This is a genomic window from Micromonospora sp. NPDC005707 (genome assembly GCF_040631005.1).
In the GTDB taxonomy this organism is placed as follows: Bacteria; Actinomycetota; Actinomycetes; order Mycobacteriales; family Micromonosporaceae; genus Micromonospora.
In genome coordinates this window covers 218214-236328 of the sequence record NZ_JBEXYR010000003.1, presented here as the reverse complement: position 1 = coordinate 236328, position 18115 = coordinate 218214, and the positions used below count along the sequence as shown (strand labels likewise).

The following is an 18115-nucleotide window of genomic DNA, read 5'->3' as shown; positions in this document are numbered from 1 at the left end:
GGGCGGGAGGCTGAGGTGGCCGAGACGACGGTGGCCGGGGTCATGGCCGAGCTGGCCGAGCTGGAGGACCCCAAGGCACGCGCGGTGAACGAGCGGCACGGTGACGACCACGGTGTGAACCTCGGCAGGCTGCGCGCGCTCGCGAAGCGGCTGAAGACGCAGCAGGACCTCGCGCGCCAGCTCTGGGAGACGGGTGACAGCGCGGCGAGACTGCTGGCGATCCTGATCTGCCGCCCCAGGGCGTTCGCGCGTGACGAGCTGGACGTCATGCTGCGCGAGGCGCGCACCCCCAAGGTGCACGACTGGCTCGTGAACTACGTGGTGAAGAAGAACCCGCACGGGGACGAGCTGCGCGTGGCCTGGTTCGCCGACCCGGATCCCGTGGTCGCGAGCGCCGGCTGGGCGCTGACCACGGAACGGGTGGCGAAGAAGCCCGAGGGCCTCGACCTCGCCGGGCTGCTCGACGTCATCGAGGCGGAGATGAAGGACGCCCCGGATCGCCTCCAGTGGGCGATGAACCACTGCCTGGCGCAGATCGGGATCGAGGATGCCGCGCTCCGGGCCCGTGCGATCGACATCGGCGAGCGCCTGGAGGTGCTCAAGGACTACCCGACTCCCCCGGGCTGCACGTCGCCGTACGCGCCCGTCTGGATCGCCGAGATGGTGCGCCGACAGCACGACGAGCAGGCGTGACCAGACGGATGGCGTTCATGGCCGGCAGGGATCGACAGCAGCGGCCCGTCGCCCTGGTGACCGGCGCCGGCCGCAGCGCGGGCATCGCCGCGTCGGTGGTGGTGAAGCTGGCGCAGACCGGCTGGGATGTCGGGTTCACCTACTGGACCCCGTACGACGAGCGGATGCCCTGGGGCGCCGATCCCGAGGCCGTGAGGCAACTCCGCGACCGGGCCGGCGAGCACGGGGCGGCGACTGCCGCCACCGAGGCGGACCTCAGTGATCCTGACGCCGCGGCTGCGGTGTTCGGGACCGTGGAGCGGGAGCTGGGCCCGGTCACCGCGCTCGTCCTCGCCCACTGCGAGAGTGTCGACTCGGGCCTGCTCGACACCACCGTCGAGAGCTTCGACCGTCACTTCGCGGTCAACGCCCGGGCGAGCTGGCTCCTCATCCGCGAGTACGCCCAACGGTTCCAGGGGGCTCACGGCACCGAACGCATCATCAGCCTGACCAGCGACCACACCGCCGGGAACCTCCCCTACGGAGCCAGCAAAGGCGCTCTCGACCGGATCACCCTGGCCGCCGCCCGGGAACTGGCCCACCTCGGCGTGACGGCCAACGCCGTCAATCCGGGCCCCACCGACACCGGCTGGATGACGGCAGAGGTCAAGGATGCCGTCCTCCGGTCCACGCCGCTCGGACGCCTCGGGCTCCCGCAGGACTGCGCGAACCTCGTCGCGTTCCTGTGCTCAACCGACGGGGGCTGGATCAACGGTCAGCTCCTGCACAGCGACGGCGGCTTCGCCTGACCAACGCTGCGCTCTCGGCGGCGTCACCGCCGGACGCGCAGCACGCCCGTCAGCATCGGCAGGGTGAACTCGCCGTCGGCGGTTTCGGGGCGGCTCCCGAGGAAGGCGCGGATCCGGTCGAGCCTGGCCTCCCGGTCCGGTTCTGGCATGACCAGCATCCCCGCGCGGGTCGCAAGTGTCGCGACGAGGGACTCGGCGCTCCGGCGCTGCCCGTGCGGGAACTCGGCCTGCTCCGGCGAGCCGAACCGGGCGACCAAGCCGTTGCCCGGAGAGCACAGGCCCGCCGTCGCGGCGCGCCAACTGCTCAGCGTGTCGCGCGGGCCGATCGCCGCGCTCCCGCTGACCCGTTCGAGCCCGGCCACCCAGTCGACCCGGTCGTCCATGACGTTCCACAGGCCGGCCAGGATGCCTCCGGGCGCGAGCACCCTGGCGATCTCCGGGCCGGCCACGGCCATGTCGAACCAGTGCAGGGCGTTGCCGGCCAGCACGGCGTCGACGGACGCGTCCGGCAGCGGGACCGCCTCGGCGCTGCCCGGCAGGGCCCGGACGGTCGGCAGCGCACGGCGTAGCTCGGTCAGCATCGCCGGATCGGGTTCGACCGCGACCACCTCGACGCCCAGCGCGACCAGCGTCGCGGTCAACTTGCCGGTCCCGGCGCCCAGGTCGAGCACTCGCGGGCCGGGCGCGGGCTCAAGTGCCCAGCGCACCGCGGCCTGCGCGTAGTCCGGGCGGTGCTCGGCATACGCGGCCGCCGCCGCACCGAACGACGAGCTGAGAAGCAACCGTTCCTCCACGGGGCTCACCCTAGCCACCGCGGCCCACCCGCTGGAGCCACGTCGGACATGTGTTCGCGGCCGACGCTCCCTGGCCCGATGGCCTGGACGACGAGGTCGCCGACCTGCGCGGGATCGTTCTGCACATGATCGAGGAGACCGCCCGGCATCTCGGGCACCTCGACGCCGCGCGCGAGCTCCTCGACGGTCGCACCGGCCTCGGCCCGCGCTAGCGCCGGCGGATCTCCCTGGCGGGTGATTCAGCGGGCCCGGTGGAACTCGATGAGGTCGCAATTGTCGGGGTCGCCGTCGAATCGGTACAGCCAGGGCTTTCCTCGGCTGCCGGAAATCCACAGCTGAAGGTCCTCAAGCCTCAGATCCTCGGTGCTCTCCGAATCGAGGTCGAGAGTCCACGTGCCCTCTTCGTTGGCCCCGGGAAGATTGCTGGTGCTGTAGCGCCCATCTTCGCCCAGCTCGATTCGTCCACCCTCAGGACTGGTGTAGACCCCTGCCAGATCCGACTCCGTGATGTCCTCGGCGGGCTGGGGTGCGCACCCGAAAAACCGGCTGCATCCCGCGGTGGTCATCGGCACGAGCAAGCTGAACGCCAGGGCCGCGGCGATTCGCGGGACCCTTCCCATCGCAGGCTCCGTCCTGCCCGGCGGACACGGAGCCGGGCGACAGCGGACTTTAGCAGCGCGCCGGGGAGTGATCTTTTCGGAGCGGTTTTCGCTGGTGGTGTGTGGTGGGCGCGGCAGGTTTCGAACCTGCGACCCCTCGCTTGTCAGTTCTGGGCGCGTCGCCCGGCGGGTCCGTCCGCGTCCGCGACCTCGGGCGATTATCCGCGCCGGGCCGCTGCCGGCTGTTCTCGTCCCGGCCGGTTGCTGTCACCGTCGCTGTCGACAGCCTGGATTTCGGCCGCCCCTGCAACATGCCGCTCAAAGAGTCGTCTGCTGCGCCTTCGGCGCTGCCTCTGGCCTTGGCAGCTTCGTGCTGCTGGGCATGGCTCCTCCTTTCTCCCTGCCGTCTGCGGTCCTGGCCTGGTCTGCGGCAAGCCGGGGCGGGCTGGCCTCTACGGTTGCTGCTTCCCATCGCGGCGACCGAACGAGAGGATGCAGCATGCAGAGGAATTGGCAGACTGTCGTTGGTGCGCTGTCGGGTGTCATCGGAGTGGTGGCCTGGGCGTTAGCCACAGCGATCTATCAGCCGTTCATGCAACCCGATGGCTTCTGGACCGACAGCAGCACCGGGCAGGTCTTTCCAGAGGTAGGGGGTAACAACACCTACTGGCCCCGTGACATCCGCCAGTTGGCGATCTTGCTGGCCTTCGGTGGAGTGATCCTGATCTGCCGCGCGAACCTCCGGGGCGTCGTGACCGGCGCGATCGCCATGACCGGGTGGCTGGGCGTGGACATATGGTTCGACCGGATCGACGTGGTCGGGGCCTCTACCGTGACCTGGCTCGCGGTCGGTGGTATCGCCATGTTCTCGGCAACCGCCGTCGTCGCTGTCCGGGTTTCGGCGGGTCAAGGTGGACCTCCTCTCGCCCGGCATGTTTCCGCTGCCGTCATCGCCGTACTCGCGGTTGCCACGTTGCTGGTCACGACCCCCTGGGATGAGCCGGTCACCAACCCAGACCAGGTCCAGGTCGAGAACGCACTGTCGATGCTCAAAGCAGGACTGGTCGCGATGTTCATCGCTACCGCGATCGGCCTTGTCGCGGTACAGCTCACCGCTGTCCGCACCCGCCGGGTGGCTGCTTTCATCGGGGTCGCCGCACTGGCGTCCTGGTTCGCTACTGCCAGCTCCGGGCCGCTCATGCCTATTGGCCTGATCGGCATGACCGTCGCCGCAACGCTCGCCGTGGCCGCCGCGCGAGAGGTCAACCTGATCCGGCTGCTTCCGGTCGCGGTCGCATGCTGTCTGGCTCAACTTCCGGCGATGATCGTCCTCTACATCGCAGGATCGGCGGTCGGCAGCGCGATGACCTCCCTGGCTGACAATCCACCGATCAACGCGGCAGACACCGATCTCTCAATAGCCTTCACCGGCCTGGTCCTCGGGCTGCTGCTGGCCTCGATCAGTCACGTGATGACCCTGTCCGCAGCTAAGCAGGCCAGCTCGAACCACGATTCCGACCTCTCGGTGGACCGCGCTTGAGCAGCACCGAGTCCGACACGCACCTCCGCGCATCGGGGCCGACCCGCTGTTGGCCGGTGTTGACCGCTGCCTGGATCTTGTGACTCCGGCGGACTGCTCGCTGACAAGCTCTGTGCGGCACGTCCGTCCCTGTCAGGGGAAGGCCGTCAGCTCGGCGAAGCATCCCACTCCGCGCTTGCTGGTACGCCACCGTCCAGCACGGTTGCCGTCAGCGTTGCTGTCGAAGGCAGCAGCGCCGCCGCAATCGCCGAAATAGGCTGTCGAGTCATGCATGGGTTCACCGACGTCGACCGCCAGTCAGACCCAGACTCGTGGGTCGACGTACTGGACCGCCTCACCGAGGAGCCCTTCTACCAGGCATACCAGCAGCGGGTCCGTCAGCTGCTCCATCCGGCGCCTGGCCGTCGCTACGTTGATGTTGGCGCTGGCACAGGGGCAAGCGCAGCCCAGTTGAAAGATGAACACGGTGTCAGCGTGGCAACCGTGGACTACGCGCTGACCATGGCTGCTGCCATGCAGGCCCGCGGCTTGACCCAGAGCACCGTCGCCGACGCCCAGCACCTGCCGTTCCTCAGCAACTCATTCGATGGGGCCTGGGCCGATCGCACCCTGCAACACCTCGCTGATCCCCACGCCGCGATCGAGGAACTCATCAGGGTTGTCCGGCCGAATGGCCGCATCGTCCTCGCAGACCCCGACTACGACACTCAGGTACTCGACATCGCCGACCAAAGCTTGGCCCGGCGTGTGCTGAGATTTCGGGCCGATGTCCTCCTCCGCAACGGCACCCTGGCGCATCAACATGCCGGCCTTCTCGCCGCACACGGCCTGGTCGACGTCACCACCGAACCCCGAGCGTTGCTGGTCCGGAACCCGACCGCCGTCGACAACGTCCTCGGCCTCCGCAGTTGGGCTGCCACAGCTGCTCAACGCGGCGCACTCGACCCGGCCGAAGCTCGTGCGTTCGAAGACCAGTTCGACGACGCCGTCGTTACACACCGGTTCACGTACGCAGTCACGTTCTTCCTCACCGCCGCCACGGTCACCTGAGGCGCAGTGTCTTGTGCCTCCTGTGTGCCCCGGCAGACTCCTTGCGGCCCGGACAACGACCACGCCGCCATGCCGGGGTCAGTGGCGAACCTGCCAGACGTGAACATCACGTTCAAGATCTACTCGCACGCCAACGTTGACGTCACGCGGCAGGCGCTCGGCCAGCTCGACGGTCGGCTCTCGTAGTCTCGCGGCTGTCATCGCACCGGGATCTGATCTTCTCGGGGCGGCTTCTGCTGGTGATGCTGGGTGGGCGCGGCAGGTTTCGAACCTGCGACCCCTCGCTTGTAAGGCGAGTGCTCTCCCGCTGAGCTACGCGCCCGGAACGCCCGTACGGCGGGCCGGAGCGGCAAGCTTACCTGCCGGCCTCCGGCCCGGTCGAACGACGTGCCCGGGTGGGATCAGGCGGCGGCGGCCTCGGCGAGGGCCTTGCGCCAGCCCTGCTGGTCCCGCGCCTCGCCGGGCATGTTCATCTCGGCGAACCGGACCACGCCGGCCTTGTCGATGACGAAGGTGCCCCGGTTGGCGATGCCCGCGACGTCGTTGAAGACGCCGTACGCCTGGGCGACCGCGCCGTGCGGCCAGAAGTCGGCCAGCAGCGGGAACTGGTAGCCCTCCCGGTCGGCCCAGATCTTGTGGGCGTAGACCGAGTCGACGCTGACCGTCAGCACCTGGACGTCGTCGTTGACGTACTCGTTGAGGTTGTCCCGCACCTCGCACAGCTCGCCCTGGCAGATGCCGGTGAAGGCGAGCGGGTAGAAGACCAGCAGGACGGTGCGCCGGCCGCGGAAGTCGGCGAGCCGGACCTCCTGGTTGTTCTGGTCCTTGAGCACGAAGTCCGGCGCCTCGGCGCCAACCTCGATGGGCATGGGAGCTCCTTGGATCGGGTCTGGAGATGATCAGCCTGCCACACCGGGCGACACCGGCCGCCGGGCGCGGAGCCCGGCCTACTTCTTGCTCTTCGACCCGCGTCGGAGCACGAGGCGGGCGCCACTCCAGTCGCGGCCCGCGTTGATGGTGGAGGTCTGCTGGAGGCCGGCGGTCTGCGCGCTCTCCGCGACCTCGCTCGGCTCGACGTGGCCGTCCCGGCCGGCCTTGGGCGTCAGGAGCCAGACCACGCCGTTGTCGGCCAGCGGTCCGAGGGCGTCGACGAGGAGCTCGAAGAGGTCGCCGTCGCCGTCGCGGTACCAGACGAGAACCGAGTCGACCACCTCGTCGGTGTCCTCGTCGACCAGATCTCCACAGCGGTCGGTCAGGGCGTCCCGGAGATCCTGGTCGACGTCATCGTCGTAACCCATCTCCATGACGACCATCCCCGGCTCGATCCCGAACCGGTCCGCCAGGCTGCGTACCCCGTCGGCGGCCTGACCAGCGGTCGCGCTCACTGTCGCGTGCCTCCTCATCTCATCCCTGCTCGTGGCGTCGTCCGACGCCGTCGCGCCCAGTCCACACAGTTGTGGCTTCCCGCGCAAGTGGCGCACCGGGTGGAACGGAATTTACCGTGCCAGCAGCGTACGGGCACCCTCGGTAATGGCTTCCTCGGAGACCAGAACCTGACGCGCTGCCGGACCTAATGGTACAAACGAGTCAAGTCCGGCCACCCGCCGCGCCGTGCCGACGTACCCGGCGTCGACCAGCGCGGCGATCACACCCTCGCCCACCCCGCCCGAGCGGCGGGTCTCGTCCACCACCAGCACCCGGCCGGTGGCCGAGGCCTCCCGGATGATGTCCGCCACCGGCAGCGGGGCCAGCCAGCGCAGGTCGACCACCCGGCTGCCGACCCCCTCGTCGGCCAGGGCGGCGGCCGCGCGCAGCGACATCCGGACACCGTTACCGAAAGTGATGATGGTGAGATCCTCGGCCGAGCCGACCCCGTACACCCGGGCACGGCCGATCGGCACGTGGCGGGCGGCCCAGGCGCTGGGCTCGGCGTACTCCGCCAGCCACTCACCGTCGCCCTCGGTGTAGAGGTCGCGGGTGTGGTAGAGCGCGATCGGCTCCAGGAAGACGCTCACGGCGCCGTCCACCGCGGCGGCGGCCAGGCAGGTACGCAGCATCGGCGCGGCGTCGTCCGGGCGGGCCGGCACCGCGATGACCAGCCCCGGCACGTCGCGGAGCACGGCCACCGAGTTGTCGTTGTGGAAGTGCCCACCGAACCCCTCCTGGTAGGCCAGCCCGGCCACCCGCACCACCGCCGGGTTGCGGAACGCCCCGCGGGAGAAGAACCGCATGGTCGCCGCCTCGCCCCGCAGCTGGTCCTCGGCGTTGTGCAGGTACGCCAGGTACTGGATCTCCGGCACCGGCAGCATCCCGGCCACCCCCGCGCCCAGCGCGAGCCCGAGGATCGAGGTCTCGTCGAGCAGGGTGTCGAACACCCGCGCCGCCCCGAACCTGTCCCGCAGCCCCTTGGTCACCCCGTAGACCCCGCCCTTGGCGGCCACGTCCTCGCCGAAGACGGCCATCCCGGGGTGGTCGAGCATCCCGTCGGCCAGGGCCGCGTTGATGCTCTGCGCCAGCGTGAGCGGCCCGGCCAGCTCCGGCAGCCTGCCGCCGAACGCCTCGGCCCGGGCGCCGGAGTCCGGGCCGGCCGCCCGGGCCGCCGCGTCGGCGACCGCCCGGGAGATGCGGACCGGCCGGCGCGGGGCCAGCTCGGCCACCACATCGACCGGGGAGGCGAGCTTCGGCTCGTCCAGCACCTCCTCGGCGAGCCGGCGGACCTGCCAGCCGCGCTCGTCGTACCGGGCCAGCAGCTCCTCGCCGGTGGCGTAGCCGGCCTCGACCAGCCGCCGGGCGGTCGCCAGCAGCGGGTCCCGCGCCACGTCCGCCGCGATCTCCGCCGGGCTCCGGTACGCGGTCTCCGCGTCCGCCCCGGCGTGCCCCATGAGCCGCACGGTGGCCAGGTGCAGCACGGCCGGCCGCCGGTGCCGGCGCACCCAGGCCGCCGCCTCCGCCGCCACCCGGTACGCCTCGGCCACGTCGGTGCCGTCGGCGGCGAAGTAGCGGATCCCCGGCCTGGCCCGCAGGGTCTCGGCCACCCAGCCCCGCGGCGAGCGCACGCTGATGCCGAGCCCGTTGTCCTCGCAGACGAACAGGACGGGGATACGCAGCCCGGTGTGGTCGTACCAGCCGGCGGTGTTGAACGCCGCCGTCGCGGTGGCGTGGTTGACCGAGGCGTCGCCGAACGAGCAGACCACGATGGCGTCCGGGGGCCAGGGCGCGGCGCCGGAGTCCCCGTCGGCCCGCCGGCCGCCGCGGCGCAGCCGTTCCAGAGCCAGGCCCAGGCCGACGGCCCGGGGCAGGTGCGAGGCGATGGTGGAGGTGGTCGGGATGACCGCCAGGTCGGCCCGGCCGAAGACCTTGTGCCGGCCCCCGGCGATCGGCTCCGCGGCGGAGGCGACCATCCCGCGCAGCACGTCGCGGGCCGCCTCCGCGTAGGCGTCGTCGGGGTCGGGCAGGGGCAGGTCGGGTACGCCGACTGTCGCGGCGCCGACCGTGTCCACGGCCACCCCCGCCCCGGACGGCAAGCTCGCCGCCCCGGCCCCGTCACCGGCCGGCGGCGCCGCAGGGCCGGCGGGCTCGGCCGGGCTGGTGGGCGCCCCAGCGCCGTCGGGCGCCGCCGTGCCGTCGGAGGCCCCAGCGCCGTCGGAGGCCCCAGCGCCGCCGGGCGCCGCAGCGCCGCCGGACGCCCCAGAGCCGTCGGACGCCCCAGAGCCGTCGGATGCTCCAGCGCCGTCGGGCGCCGCGGGGCCGTCCAGCGGCAGCGCCGCCGGGGCAGCGGCCGGGTCGCCGGCCAGCTCTCCGGACTCCGGCGATCCGTCCGGCCGGTCGGCGTCCGCGTCGACCTCACCGGCGGCGGGGGTACGCGGGTCCGGAATCCGGGCGGCCCGGGCTTCCCCGGTCGGCACCGGCGCGCCGGCGTCCGGCACCGGCGCGCCGGCCGGGAAGCCGCCCGCCGCCTGGGCGGCACGCAGGCAGTAGAACGCCCCGGAGCGGTAGTGGAGCAGGGCGGGGTCGGTCGGCCGCAGCGCGGCGGCCACGGCCGCGTTGCCCTCGTGGCCGGCGGAACCGATCGTGTAGTACCCCTCGCCGAAGCTGCGCAGCCACCGCCCGGCCAGGTCGAGCAGCCGGCTGGTCAGCTGGGCGTCGAACAGGGCCAGCGCCTGCGCCCCGGTCAGCGACGCGTCGCCGGGCAGCGGTTCACCCAGGTCACGCCGCTGGGCGGGGGCGCCGAGCGCGGTGAGGGCCGCCCGGAACCGGTCGTCGAGATCTTGCGGGGTGGTCACGACGGACAGCATTACCGACCGGAGGGCACCTCGCCCAGTCGGACACGTTCCGCCCGGCCCCGGTCAGGCCTCCCCGCACTGCTCCGGGCAGCCGCCGTCGGAGACCTTCCAGACCAGCTCACGCAGGGTGGCCAGCTCGTCGGTGGTGAGCCCGCCGAGGAGTCGGGAGTCGGACATCACGAGCCGGACCCGGTCCCGGACCCGCCGGCCCTCCGTGGTCACCACCAGCGTCTTCTGCCGCCGGTCGGCCGGGTCGACCCGCCGCTCCACCAGCCCCGCCTGCTCCAGCTTGTCGACCAGCGCGGTGACGTTGGAGCGGTCGCAGCGCAACTGCTCGGCGAGGTCCCGGGCGGGCAGCGGGTGGTCGGGGTCCAGCTCGTGCAGGGCGCGGGCGGCGGCCGGGGTGAGCCCCAGCGCGGCGATCTCCTCGTCCTGGTAGTGCCGCATGGCCGAGGCGATGTGCATGATCCGGCGCACCGCGTCCCCGGCCAGGCCGGAGCGGTCGGGGACGGTGGACTGCGCCATGTCCCACATCGTACGTGCGCAGGTCAGGCAGCCCGCGTCACGGCCGCGAGCCGACGACCTCCGAGCCGCCCGGGACCGGCCGCCGGTCCGGCGCCGGCCGGATGGCCCGCCGGGCGGCGCCGGCGCCGGCCAGCAGCAGCACGGCGGTCAGGAGCGCCGGGGGCAGGGCGAGCGCCGGGCCGTGCCGGCCGGTCGCGGCGAGGGCGAGGTGCAGGCCACCGACCAGCGTCACCCCGAGCACGGCCGCGAGCAGCGTGCCGGTGGAGACGACCGCGGAGAGCGCCGCGGCCGCGCCCGCCGGCACGACGCCGGTGAGCCGGGTGACGAGCGGGCTGAACGCGGCCGCGTGCGCCGCCCCACCGGCCACCAGCAGCGCGCTCCCCGGCGGCCACGGCCAGCCCGCGGCGGAGAGACCGGCCACCGCCACCACCACCGCCGCGAGCACCGGCGGGCCGGCGACCGGCAGCACCGCCCGGATCCGCTCCGGCAGCCGCGCCACCGCCAGGCCGCACAGGGCGAAACCCGCGGCGTACGGGACGAAGGCCAGCCCCGCCGCCAGGGCCGTGAAGCCCAGCCCGTCCTGGAGCCGCAGGGTGAGCACGAACAGGAAACCCGCGTAGCAGCCCATCACCGCGCAGCAGGCGAGCAGCCCGGCCGGCACACCGGGGTGGCGCAGCACCGTCACGTCCAGCAGCGGGGCCGCGTCGCGACGGGCGCGCCGGACCTCGTACCCGAGGAAGAGCCGCAGCCCGGCGGCGCCGGCGGCGACCGCGGCGGCCCGGACCCACCCGGGCCAGCCCAGGTCCCCGCCGAGCACGAGCGGCAGCACCAGGGTGAGCATCGCGGCGGCGAGGAGCAGCACGCCCGGCAGGTCCAGCGGCTCGCGCCGGGGCGGGCCGGCCGGCAGGCCGGCGAACACCCGCCGCCCGACGAGCTGGAGCACCACGCCGACCGGCACGTTCACCAGGAACGCGGCCCGCCAGGTCAGGCCGCCCAGGTCGAGGGTCACCAGCAGCCCCCCGGCGACTTGCCCGGCGGCCACGCCGAGGGCCAGCACCATCGAGTACGCCCCGATCGCCCGCGCCCGGGCCGCGGCCGGGACCGCCGCCTGGATCAGCGACAGCACCTGCGGCACCATGAGCGCGCCGGCGGCGCCCTGGGCCACCCGGGCCAGCACCAGCGCGGCCGGTCCCGGGGCGAGGCCGCACGCCAGCGAGGCGAGGGTGAACCCGGCCAGGCCGAGCAGGAAGACCCGCGGGTACCCGTGCCGGGCGCCGAGCCGGGCCCCGACCACCACCAGCACGGCGAAGGTGAGGGTGTAGCCGGCCAGCACGAGCTGCTGCACGGCCGGCGGTCCGGCCAGGTCGGCGCGGATCGCGGGCGCGGCCACCGCCGCGATCGAGGTGTCCATGGAGGCCATCGCCTGCCCGGTGAGCAGGACGGTGAGCAGGGCGGCGGTCCGGCGGGTCGACTCGGTCACGGCCGCCACCCTGCCCGCCCCCGCGGCCGGCGGTCTTGTCGATCCTTGCGGGGCCGTCGTGTCGGCCGGTCGGCCTACGCTGACCGGCATGCGCACCGCCACCCCGCTGCTGGCGCACCCGGACTTCCGGATCGGCGTGGTGCGGTGCCGGGACGACCACACCGGCTGGTCCGCGCCCGAGCCGGCCTCCGCGTACGGCCTCGTGCTGACCCGGCGGGGCGGCTTCCGCCGGGCCGGGCGCGGCGGCGCCGAGTTCGTCGAGCCGACGGTCGCCTACCTGACCGTGCCGGGTGAGGAGGAAAGCTTCGCCCACCCGGCGGGCGGGGACGACTGCACCTCGGTGCACCTGTCCGAGCGGCTGTGGCGGGAGCTGTTCGCGGACCGGCCGGCGCCGGCCGTGGTGCACGTCGACGCGCGGGTGGACCTGGCCCACCGGCTGCTGCTGCGGTCCGTGACCGACCCCGACCACGCGGCGGCCGAGCGGCTGGTCCGGCTGCTCGGCGCGGCCACCGGGCCGGCGGCGGGCGGGAGCGGGCGGGACGGGCGGCTCGTCGAGCGGGCCCGCGCCGCCCTGCACGACGGCGCGCCCGAGGCCACCGGGCTGCTGCCGCTGGCGCGGGCGCTCGGGGTGTCGCCCTACCGGCTCAGCCGCGAGTTCCAGGCCCGGGTCGGGGTGCCGCTGACCCGCTACCGCAACCGGCTGCGGGTCGGGCGCCTCCTCGACCGGCTGGAGGAGGGTGCGGAGAGCCTCGCCGGGCTCGCCGTCGAGCTGGGCTTCGCCGACCAGGCCCACCTGACCCGCACGGTCCGCGCCCAGCTGGGTCACACCCCCGGCCGGCTGCGCCGGCTGCTGGGCTGACCCCGGCTTCGCGGAGGGTCAGCCGGGCAGGAAGGAGAAGCGGACCTGCCGGTCGGGGTTGTCGCCGTTGGTGTCGACCAGGCAGATCGACTGCCAGGTGCCGAGCTTGAGCCGCCCGCCGAGCACCGGCAGGGTGGCGTACGGGGGGACGAAGGCGGGCAGCACGTGGTCCCGGCCGTGCCCGGGCGAGCCGTGCTGGTGCTGCCAGCGGTCGTCGGACGGGAGCAGGTCGTCGAGCGCGCGCAGCAGGTCGTCGTCCGAGCCGGCGCCGGTCTCGATGATCGCCAGGCCGGCGGTGGCGTGCGGCACGAAGACGTGCAGCAGGCCGTCCCCCTGGCCGGCGACGAACCGCTCGGCCTCGCTCGTGATGTCCCGGACGGTCGGGCGGGACCCGGTCTGGACGGTGATCACCTCACTGCGCATACCTCGCATTCTGCCGCAGCCGGACGGCGGCCGCCGCCGCCCGCGCCTCCGGCCCCGATCGGCACAGCCGGCGATCGCACAAAGTTACCGGCGAGTACCTGTGTTCAGCGTCGCGTCTGGGGGAGGGAGACGTGACGACAAGCGCCACCAGGGGGCAGGATGGCGCTAGAGACCTATCCCACACAGAACCGAGGGAACGCCTGTGGCTACGGAACGCAAGCGCCCGGTGATCACCGCTGGTCTGCCGAGCCAGCTTCCGGACATCGACCCTGAAGAGACCAGCGAATGGGTCGAGTCGCTTGACGGTGTCATCGACGAGCGCGGAACCAAGCGCGCCCGGTACGTCATGCTGAGCCTGCTGGAGCGGGCCCGCGAGCGCCAGGTCGGGGTGCCCTCCCTGACCACCACCGACTACATCAACACCATCCCGCCGGAGCGCGAACCGTGGTTCCCGGGTGACGAGCACGTCGAGCGGCGGCTCCGGGCCTACATCCGGTGGAACGCCGCCATGCTGGTGCACCGGGCGCAGCGGCCGGAGATCGGCGTGGGCGGCCACATCTCCACCTTCGCCAGCTCCGCGTCCCTCTACGAGGTGGGCTTCAACCACTTCTTCCGGGGCAAGGACCACCCGGGCGGCGGCGACCACATCTTCTACCAGGGCCACGCCTCCCCCGGCATGTACGCGCGGGCCTTCCTGGAGGGCCGGCTCAGCGCCGACCAGCTCGACGGCTTCCGGCAGGAGCTGTCGCACCCGGGTGGCGCGCTGCCGTCGTACCCGCACCCGCGGCTGATGCCGGACTTCTGGGAGTTCCCCACGGTGTCGATGGGCCTGGGCCCGATGAACGCGATCTACCAGGCGCGGTTCAACCGCTACCTGCAGCACCGCGGCATCAAGGACACCTCCCAGCAGCACGTCTGGGCGTTCCTCGGCGACGGCGAGATGGACGAGGTCGAGTCGCTCGGCGCGATCGGCGTGGCCGCCCGCGAGGAGCTGGACAACCTCACCTTCGTGATCAACTGCAACCTGCAGCGGCTGGACGGCCCGGTCCGCGGCAACGGCAAGGTCATGCAGGAGCTGGAGGCGTTCTTCCGGGGCGCCGGCTGGAACGTCATCAAGGTCGTCTGGGGCCGGGAGTGGGACCCGCTGCTCGCCGCGGACACCGACGGCGCGCTGGTCAACCTCATGAACACCACGCCCGACGGTGACTACCAGACCTACAAGGCGGAGTCCGGGGCGTACGTCCGGGAGCACTTCTTCGGCCGCGACCCGCGGACCCGCAAGATGGTCGAGCACCTCAGCGACGACGAGATCTGGAACCTCAAGCGGGGTGGCCACGACTACCGGAAGCTCTACGCGGCCTACAAGGCGGCCATGGAGCACACCGGCCAGCCGACGGTGATCCTGGCCAAGACCATCAAGGGCTGGACGCTGGGCTCGCACTTCGAGGCCCGCAACGCGACCCACCAGATGAAGAAGCTGACGCTGGAGGATCTCAAGCTCTTCCGCGACCGGCTCTACCTCGACATCCCGGACAAGCAGCTGGAGGACAACCCGTACCTCCCGCCGTACTTCCACCCGGGCGAGAAGTCCGACGAGATGGAGTACCTGCACGAGCGGCGCAAGCAGCTCGGCGGCTACCTGCCGACCCGCCGGACCACCGGCAGGACGCTGCAGATCCCGGGCACCGAGCGCTTCTCCGACGTCAAGCGCGGCTCGGGCAAGCAGAAGGTCGCCACCACCATGGCCTTCGTCCGGCTGCTCAAGGACCTCATGAAGGACAAGGAGTTCGGCAAGCGCTGGGTGCCGATCATCCCGGACGAGGCCCGCACCTTCGGCATGGACTCGCTCTTCCCGACGGCGAAGATCTACTCGCCGCACGGGCAGCGGTACACCTCGGTGGACCGGGAGCTGTTCCTGTCGTACAAGGAGGCCACCACCGGCCAGATCCTGCACGAGGGGATCAACGAGGCCGGCTCGGTCGCCTCGTTCACCGCGGCCGGCACCTCGTACGCCACGCACGACGAGCCGATGATCCCGCTCTACATCTTCTACTCGATGTTCGGGTTCCAGCGGACCGGCGACGGGCTCTGGGCCGCGGCCGACCAGATGGCGCGGGGCTTCCTGCTGGGCGCGACCGCCGGCCGGACCACGCTCAACGGTGAGGGCCTGCAGCACGAGGACGGCCACTCGCTGCTGCTCGCCGCCACCAACCCGGCGGTGGCCGCCTACGACCCGGCGTTCGCCTTCGAGATCTCGCACATCATGGAGAGCGGCCTGCACCGGATGTACGGCGAGGCGCAGGAGAACATCTTCTACTACCTCACCGTCTACAACGAGCCGATCTTCCAGCCGGCCGAGCCGGAGGGCGTGGACGTCGAGGGCATCGTCAAGGGCATCTACCGCTACTCGCCGGCCCCGCAGGTCGACGGGGACGGTCCGAAGGCCAACATCCTGGCCTCCGGCACCGGCATGCAGTGGGCGCTCAAGGCGCAGAAGCTGCTCGCCGAGGACTGGGGCGTGGCCGCCGACGTCTGGTCGGTGACGTCCTGGACCGAGCTGCGCCGGGACGCGGTGGAGTGCGAGGAGCACAACCTGCTCAACCCGGGTGGCGAGCAGCGGGTGCCGTACATCCAGCGGAAGCTGGCCGACGCCGACGGGCCGAAGGTCGCGGTGAGCGACTGGATGCGCGCGGTGCCGGACCTGATCGCCCGCTGGGTACCGGGCGACTACACCTCGCTCGGCACCGACGGCTTCGGCATGTCGGACACGCGGCACGCGCTGCGCCGCCACTTCCACGTGGACGCCGAGTCGGTGGCCGTGGCGACGCTGCGCCAGCTCGCGCTGCGCGGCGCCGTGCCGGCCCACGTGCCGGCCGAGGCCGCCAAGAAGTACGCGCTGGACGACGTCACCGCCGCCCCGGTCGGGGAGACCGGCGGCGACAGCTGACCTGTCCGGTACGACAGGGGCCCGGCGCGCGAAGCGCCGGGCCCCTTCGTCGTCCTCGGTCCGGGATCAGGCCGGCGCGCGGGCCGGGGTCAGGGCGGCGACGAAGGGCTCGACGGCGGCCCGCCAGCCGGCGGGGTTGTCGTAGTGCAGGACGTGCCCGGCGTCGGGGACCAGCGCGAAGCGGCCGTCGGGCAGCAGCGCCGCCATCTCCCGCTGCCGGTCGACCGGCTGGTCGCTCTGCGCCCCGGCGACCACCAGCGCGGGGCACCGCACGGCGGCGAGCTCGGGCCGGTGGTCGCGGTCCGCCCAGTGCGCCAGGGAGGCGAGCAGGTGCTCGGGACGGGCGAGCGGACGCCACCCGTCCGGGGCGCCGGCCATCACCTCCACGAAGGACTCACCCTCGGTCCGCCGCTCGGCCCCGAAGAAGTCCCGCACGTCCGCCAGGGTCGGGAAGGGCACCGGCCACCCGGCCAGCCAGCGCCGCCACCGGTCGACCAGGTCGGGCGGGGTCACCGGGTTCAGGTCGGCGATCACCACGCCCCGGACCAGATCCGGCCGGGCGCCGGCGAGTTGCCAGGCGGTGAGCCCGCCCATCGAGTGGCCGACCACCAGCGCCGGCGCCAGGTCGAGCGCGTCGATCACGGCGACCGCGTCACCGACGTACGCCGGGCGGTCGTACGGGCCGTCGGGCTTGTCGCTGTGGCCGTGCCCGCGCGCGTCGTAGCCGACGACCCGGCCGTAGCGGGTGAGCCAGCGGGCGGTGGCCGTCCAGTTCGCCGCACGGCCGGTGAGACCGTGCAGCAGCAGGATCCCCGGCCCGTCGCCCCCGAAGTCGACCACGTTGAGCCCGGTCCCGGCGTGTCCCTCGATGCGCATGCGCCCTCTCCATACCTCGAATCGAGGTACACCGTATCGAGGCACTGTCACGACGGGCAAGGCAGAATGCGGAGGGTGTTGGAGTTGTCGATCCTGGGATTCCTGGGCGAAGGGCCGCTGCACGGCTACGAGCTGAAGGGCCGGATCGCGCGGCTCGCCGGCTACGCCCGGCCGGTCAGCGACGGCAGCCTCTACCCGGCCATCAACCGGCTGGAGCGGGCCGGACTGGTCAGCCGGGAACGCGAGCCGGGCGCCGCGGCGGCACCCCGGCACACCCTGTCGCTCACCGACGCCGGACGGGCGGAGCTGCGGCGGCGACTGCGTGAGCCGGCCGAGCTGGATGTCACGGACCAGAACCGGTTCTTCACGCTGCTGGCCTTCCTCGGCCAGCTCGGCGACCGGGCGGCGCAGGCCACGGTGCTCGAACGGCGGTTGGCCTTCCTCGACGAGCCGGCCAGCTTCTTCGCCACCGGCGACCGGCCGCAACGGGCCGCGGAGCAGACCGACCCCTTCCGGCGCGGGATGCTGGTGATGGCCCGGGAGATCAGCCGGGCCGAGCGGACCTGGCTCCGGGCCACGATCGCGGAGCTACGGGCGAACTGAGCGCGCGAGACGTGACAATGGTCCGGCGTCCCTGGCGGGGACGCCGGACCATCACCATCGCGGGCGACGCCGGGACAGGCTCGGTCAGCCGACGGCGGCCAGGTCGGTCAGCCGGGCCAGCGAGTCCTCCAGATCGGCGCCCACCCTGCGCAGGCCGAGCCGGAGCAGGGCGGCCTTGACCGGCCCGGCGGGCCACCGCACGACGATGAGCCGCACGACCGTCCCGCCCTCCTCCTCGTCGGGGGTGAGCTGTACGTAGATCTCGGTGCGCGCCTCGGCCCGGGCGCCGGCGCCCCTGGCCCGTTCGCGCCACCCGATCAGGGTCGGCTCCTGGTAGGCGATCACCTCGGCCTCGTGCGCGGCGCCGCGCCCGGCCTGGACCAGTTGTCGCCGACCGAACCCCTCCCCCGACAGGACCTCGGCCGCGCGAACCCCCGCCAGCCAGGCCGGCAACTGCTCGGCCCGCTGCACGACGTCCCAGACCGCTTCCACCGGCGCCACCACGTGCGCACTGCGCTCCACGAGGATCATGTCTATCTTTCCCCCACTTAAAACACATCCGCGATATTCGGCACTCTATGTGTAAATCGGACTTAAGCGGACGGGTTCGGAAAAGACACGCCGAAAACCCTTGCCCTGACAGCCTTTGCGGGCC

18 protein-coding genes and 1 tRNA gene are annotated in these 18115 nt (G+C 72.6%); 8 read left to right on the top strand and 11 right to left on the bottom strand.

Going from position 1 to position 18115, the window contains the following annotated elements; all coding sequences use genetic code 11:
• Positions 1 to 15: 15 nt before the first annotated feature.
• Together ABZ452_RS06255 and ABZ452_RS06250 are read left to right on the top strand one after the other, a co-directional pair.
• Entirely contained in the window at positions 16 to 693 is a 678-nt protein-coding gene (locus ABZ452_RS06255; RefSeq protein ID WP_357939499.1) for a DNA alkylation repair protein, read from the top strand.
• The gene (locus ABZ452_RS06250) at positions 690 to 1481 is read left to right on the top strand and encodes an SDR family oxidoreductase (protein WP_357939497.1); all 792 of its coding nucleotides are present in this window, start codon (positions 690 to 692) and stop codon (positions 1479 to 1481) included. The genes ABZ452_RS06255 and ABZ452_RS06250 overlap by 4 nt, the downstream gene beginning before the upstream one ends.
• 23 nt (positions 1482 to 1504) lie before the next feature.
• Here ABZ452_RS06250 and ABZ452_RS06245 read toward each other — a convergent pair whose 3' ends face one another.
• Positions 1505 to 2275 (bottom strand): class I SAM-dependent methyltransferase, encoded by a 771-nt coding sequence (locus tag ABZ452_RS06245; protein WP_357939495.1) that lies wholly within the window; start codon positions 2273 to 2275, stop codon positions 1505 to 1507.
• Between the two features lie 50 nt (positions 2276 to 2325).
• Here ABZ452_RS06245 and ABZ452_RS06240 point away from each other — a divergent pair, with 50 nt between their 5' ends.
• On the top strand, positions 2326 to 2487 hold the full coding sequence (locus ABZ452_RS06240) for a DUF664 domain-containing protein (RefSeq protein ID WP_357939493.1): 162 nt from the start codon (positions 2326 to 2328) through the stop codon (positions 2485 to 2487).
• Between the two features lie 27 nt (positions 2488 to 2514).
• On the opposite strand, the gene ABZ452_RS06235 is transcribed toward ABZ452_RS06240, so the two are convergent.
• Positions 2515 to 2895 carry a hypothetical protein gene (locus ABZ452_RS06235; RefSeq protein WP_357939491.1) on the bottom strand — a complete coding sequence of 127 codons (381 nt, stop codon included), beginning with the start codon at positions 2893 to 2895 and terminating at the stop codon, positions 2515 to 2517.
• Positions 2896 to 3373: 478 nt separating this feature from the next.
• Between ABZ452_RS06235 and ABZ452_RS06230 the strand changes: the two genes are divergently transcribed.
• On the top strand, positions 3374 to 4414 hold the full coding sequence (locus ABZ452_RS06230) for a hypothetical protein (RefSeq protein WP_357939489.1): 1041 nt from the start codon (positions 3374 to 3376) through the stop codon (positions 4412 to 4414).
• A 267-nt stretch (positions 4415 to 4681) separates the two neighbouring features.
• Complete coding sequence (locus ABZ452_RS06225; RefSeq protein WP_357939487.1) at positions 4682 to 5464, top strand: methyltransferase domain-containing protein; 783 nt, start codon at positions 4682 to 4684, stop codon at positions 5462 to 5464.
• 250 nt (positions 5465 to 5714) lie between these two features.
• Here ABZ452_RS06225 and ABZ452_RS06220 read toward each other — a convergent pair.
• The 6 genes from ABZ452_RS06220 to ABZ452_RS06195 all read right to left on the bottom strand — a co-directional run bounded on the left by ABZ452_RS06220 (position 5715) and on the right by ABZ452_RS06195 (position 11752).
• A tRNA-Val gene (locus ABZ452_RS06220) sits at positions 5715 to 5786 on the bottom strand.
• A 79-nt stretch (positions 5787 to 5865) separates the two neighbouring features.
• On the bottom strand, positions 5866 to 6333 hold the full coding sequence (locus ABZ452_RS06215) for a peroxiredoxin (RefSeq protein ID WP_357939485.1): 468 nt from the start codon (positions 6331 to 6333) through the stop codon (positions 5866 to 5868).
• A 78-nt stretch (positions 6334 to 6411) separates the two neighbouring features.
• The gene (locus ABZ452_RS06210) at positions 6412 to 6849 is read right to left on the bottom strand and encodes a DUF3052 domain-containing protein (RefSeq protein ID WP_148794571.1); all 438 of its coding nucleotides are present in this window, start codon (positions 6847 to 6849) and stop codon (positions 6412 to 6414) included.
• A gap of 111 nt (positions 6850 to 6960) precedes the next feature.
• The gene (locus tag ABZ452_RS06205; RefSeq protein WP_357939482.1) at positions 6961 to 9759 is read right to left on the bottom strand and encodes a thiamine pyrophosphate-dependent enzyme; all 2799 of its coding nucleotides are present in this window, start codon (positions 9757 to 9759) and stop codon (positions 6961 to 6963) included.
• Between the two features lie 51 nt (positions 9760 to 9810).
• Positions 9811 to 10272 (bottom strand): MarR family winged helix-turn-helix transcriptional regulator, encoded by a 462-nt coding sequence (locus tag ABZ452_RS06200; protein ID WP_357939480.1) that lies wholly within the window; start codon positions 10270 to 10272, stop codon positions 9811 to 9813.
• A gap of 37 nt (positions 10273 to 10309) precedes the next feature.
• The gene (locus ABZ452_RS06195; protein ID WP_357939478.1) at positions 10310 to 11752 is read right to left on the bottom strand and encodes an MFS transporter; all 1443 of its coding nucleotides are present in this window, start codon (positions 11750 to 11752) and stop codon (positions 10310 to 10312) included.
• An 88-nt stretch (positions 11753 to 11840) separates the two neighbouring features.
• Here ABZ452_RS06195 and ABZ452_RS06190 point away from each other — a divergent pair, with 88 nt between their 5' ends.
• Positions 11841 to 12611 (top strand): helix-turn-helix domain-containing protein, encoded by a 771-nt coding sequence (locus ABZ452_RS06190; protein ID WP_357939476.1) that lies wholly within the window; start codon positions 11841 to 11843, stop codon positions 12609 to 12611.
• A gap of 18 nt (positions 12612 to 12629) precedes the next feature.
• Here the strand turns inward: ABZ452_RS06190 and ABZ452_RS06185 are convergent, their stop codons facing one another.
• Positions 12630 to 13034 carry a secondary thiamine-phosphate synthase enzyme YjbQ gene (locus tag ABZ452_RS06185; RefSeq protein ID WP_357939474.1) on the bottom strand — a complete coding sequence of 135 codons (405 nt, stop codon included), beginning with the start codon at positions 13032 to 13034 and terminating at the stop codon, positions 12630 to 12632.
• A 202-nt stretch (positions 13035 to 13236) separates the two neighbouring features.
• Between ABZ452_RS06185 and aceE the strand changes: the two genes are divergently transcribed.
• On the top strand, positions 13237 to 15981 hold the full coding sequence (aceE, locus tag ABZ452_RS06180) for a pyruvate dehydrogenase (acetyl-transferring), homodimeric type (protein WP_357939472.1): 2745 nt from the start codon (positions 13237 to 13239) through the stop codon (positions 15979 to 15981).
• A 66-nt stretch (positions 15982 to 16047) separates the two neighbouring features.
• Here aceE and ABZ452_RS06175 read toward each other — a convergent pair whose 3' ends face one another.
• A complete protein-coding gene (locus ABZ452_RS06175) occupies positions 16048 to 16857 on the bottom strand; it encodes an alpha/beta hydrolase (protein WP_357939470.1) in 810 nt (269 codons plus the stop codon).
• A 75-nt stretch (positions 16858 to 16932) separates the two neighbouring features.
• Between ABZ452_RS06175 and ABZ452_RS06170 the strand changes: the two genes are divergently transcribed.
• Positions 16933 to 17460: a PadR family transcriptional regulator gene (locus ABZ452_RS06170; RefSeq protein WP_357939468.1), complete on the top strand. Its 528-nt coding sequence runs from the start codon at positions 16933 to 16935 to the stop codon at positions 17458 to 17460.
• 84 nt (positions 17461 to 17544) lie between these two features.
• Here ABZ452_RS06170 and ABZ452_RS06165 read toward each other — a convergent pair whose 3' ends face one another.
• On the bottom strand, positions 17545 to 17991 hold the full coding sequence (locus ABZ452_RS06165; protein WP_091319671.1) for an SRPBCC family protein: 447 nt from the start codon (positions 17989 to 17991) through the stop codon (positions 17545 to 17547).
• Positions 17992 to 18115: the final 124 nt, after the last annotated feature.

Coding starts and splice junctions, on each gene's coding strand:
- ABZ452_RS06235 (WP_357939491.1), bottom strand. CDS start 2,895: ATGGGAAGGGTCCCGCGAATCGCCGCGGCCCTGGCGTTCAGCTTGCTC.
- ABZ452_RS06230 (WP_357939489.1), top strand. CDS start 3,374: ATGCAGAGGAATTGGCAGACTGTCGTTGGTGCGCTGTCGGGTGTCATC.
- ABZ452_RS06225 (WP_357939487.1), top strand. CDS start 4,682: ATGCATGGGTTCACCGACGTCGACCGCCAGTCAGACCCAGACTCGTGG.
- ABZ452_RS06215 (WP_357939485.1), bottom strand. CDS start 6,333: ATGCCCATCGAGGTTGGCGCCGAGGCGCCGGACTTCGTGCTCAAGGAC.
- ABZ452_RS06205 (WP_357939482.1), bottom strand. CDS start 9,759: ATGCTGTCCGTCGTGACCACCCCGCAAGATCTCGACGACCGGTTCCGG.
- ABZ452_RS06200 (WP_357939480.1), bottom strand. CDS start 10,272: ATGGCGCAGTCCACCGTCCCCGACCGCTCCGGCCTGGCCGGGGACGCG.
- ABZ452_RS06190 (WP_357939476.1), top strand. CDS start 11,841: ATGCGCACCGCCACCCCGCTGCTGGCGCACCCGGACTTCCGGATCGGC.
- ABZ452_RS06185 (WP_357939474.1), bottom strand. CDS start 13,034: ATGCGCAGTGAGGTGATCACCGTCCAGACCGGGTCCCGCCCGACCGTC.
- ABZ452_RS06175 (WP_357939470.1), bottom strand. CDS start 16,857: ATGCGCATCGAGGGACACGCCGGGACCGGGCTCAACGTGGTCGACTTC.
- ABZ452_RS06165 (WP_091319671.1), bottom strand. CDS start 17,991: ATGATCCTCGTGGAGCGCAGTGCGCACGTGGTGGCGCCGGTGGAAGCG.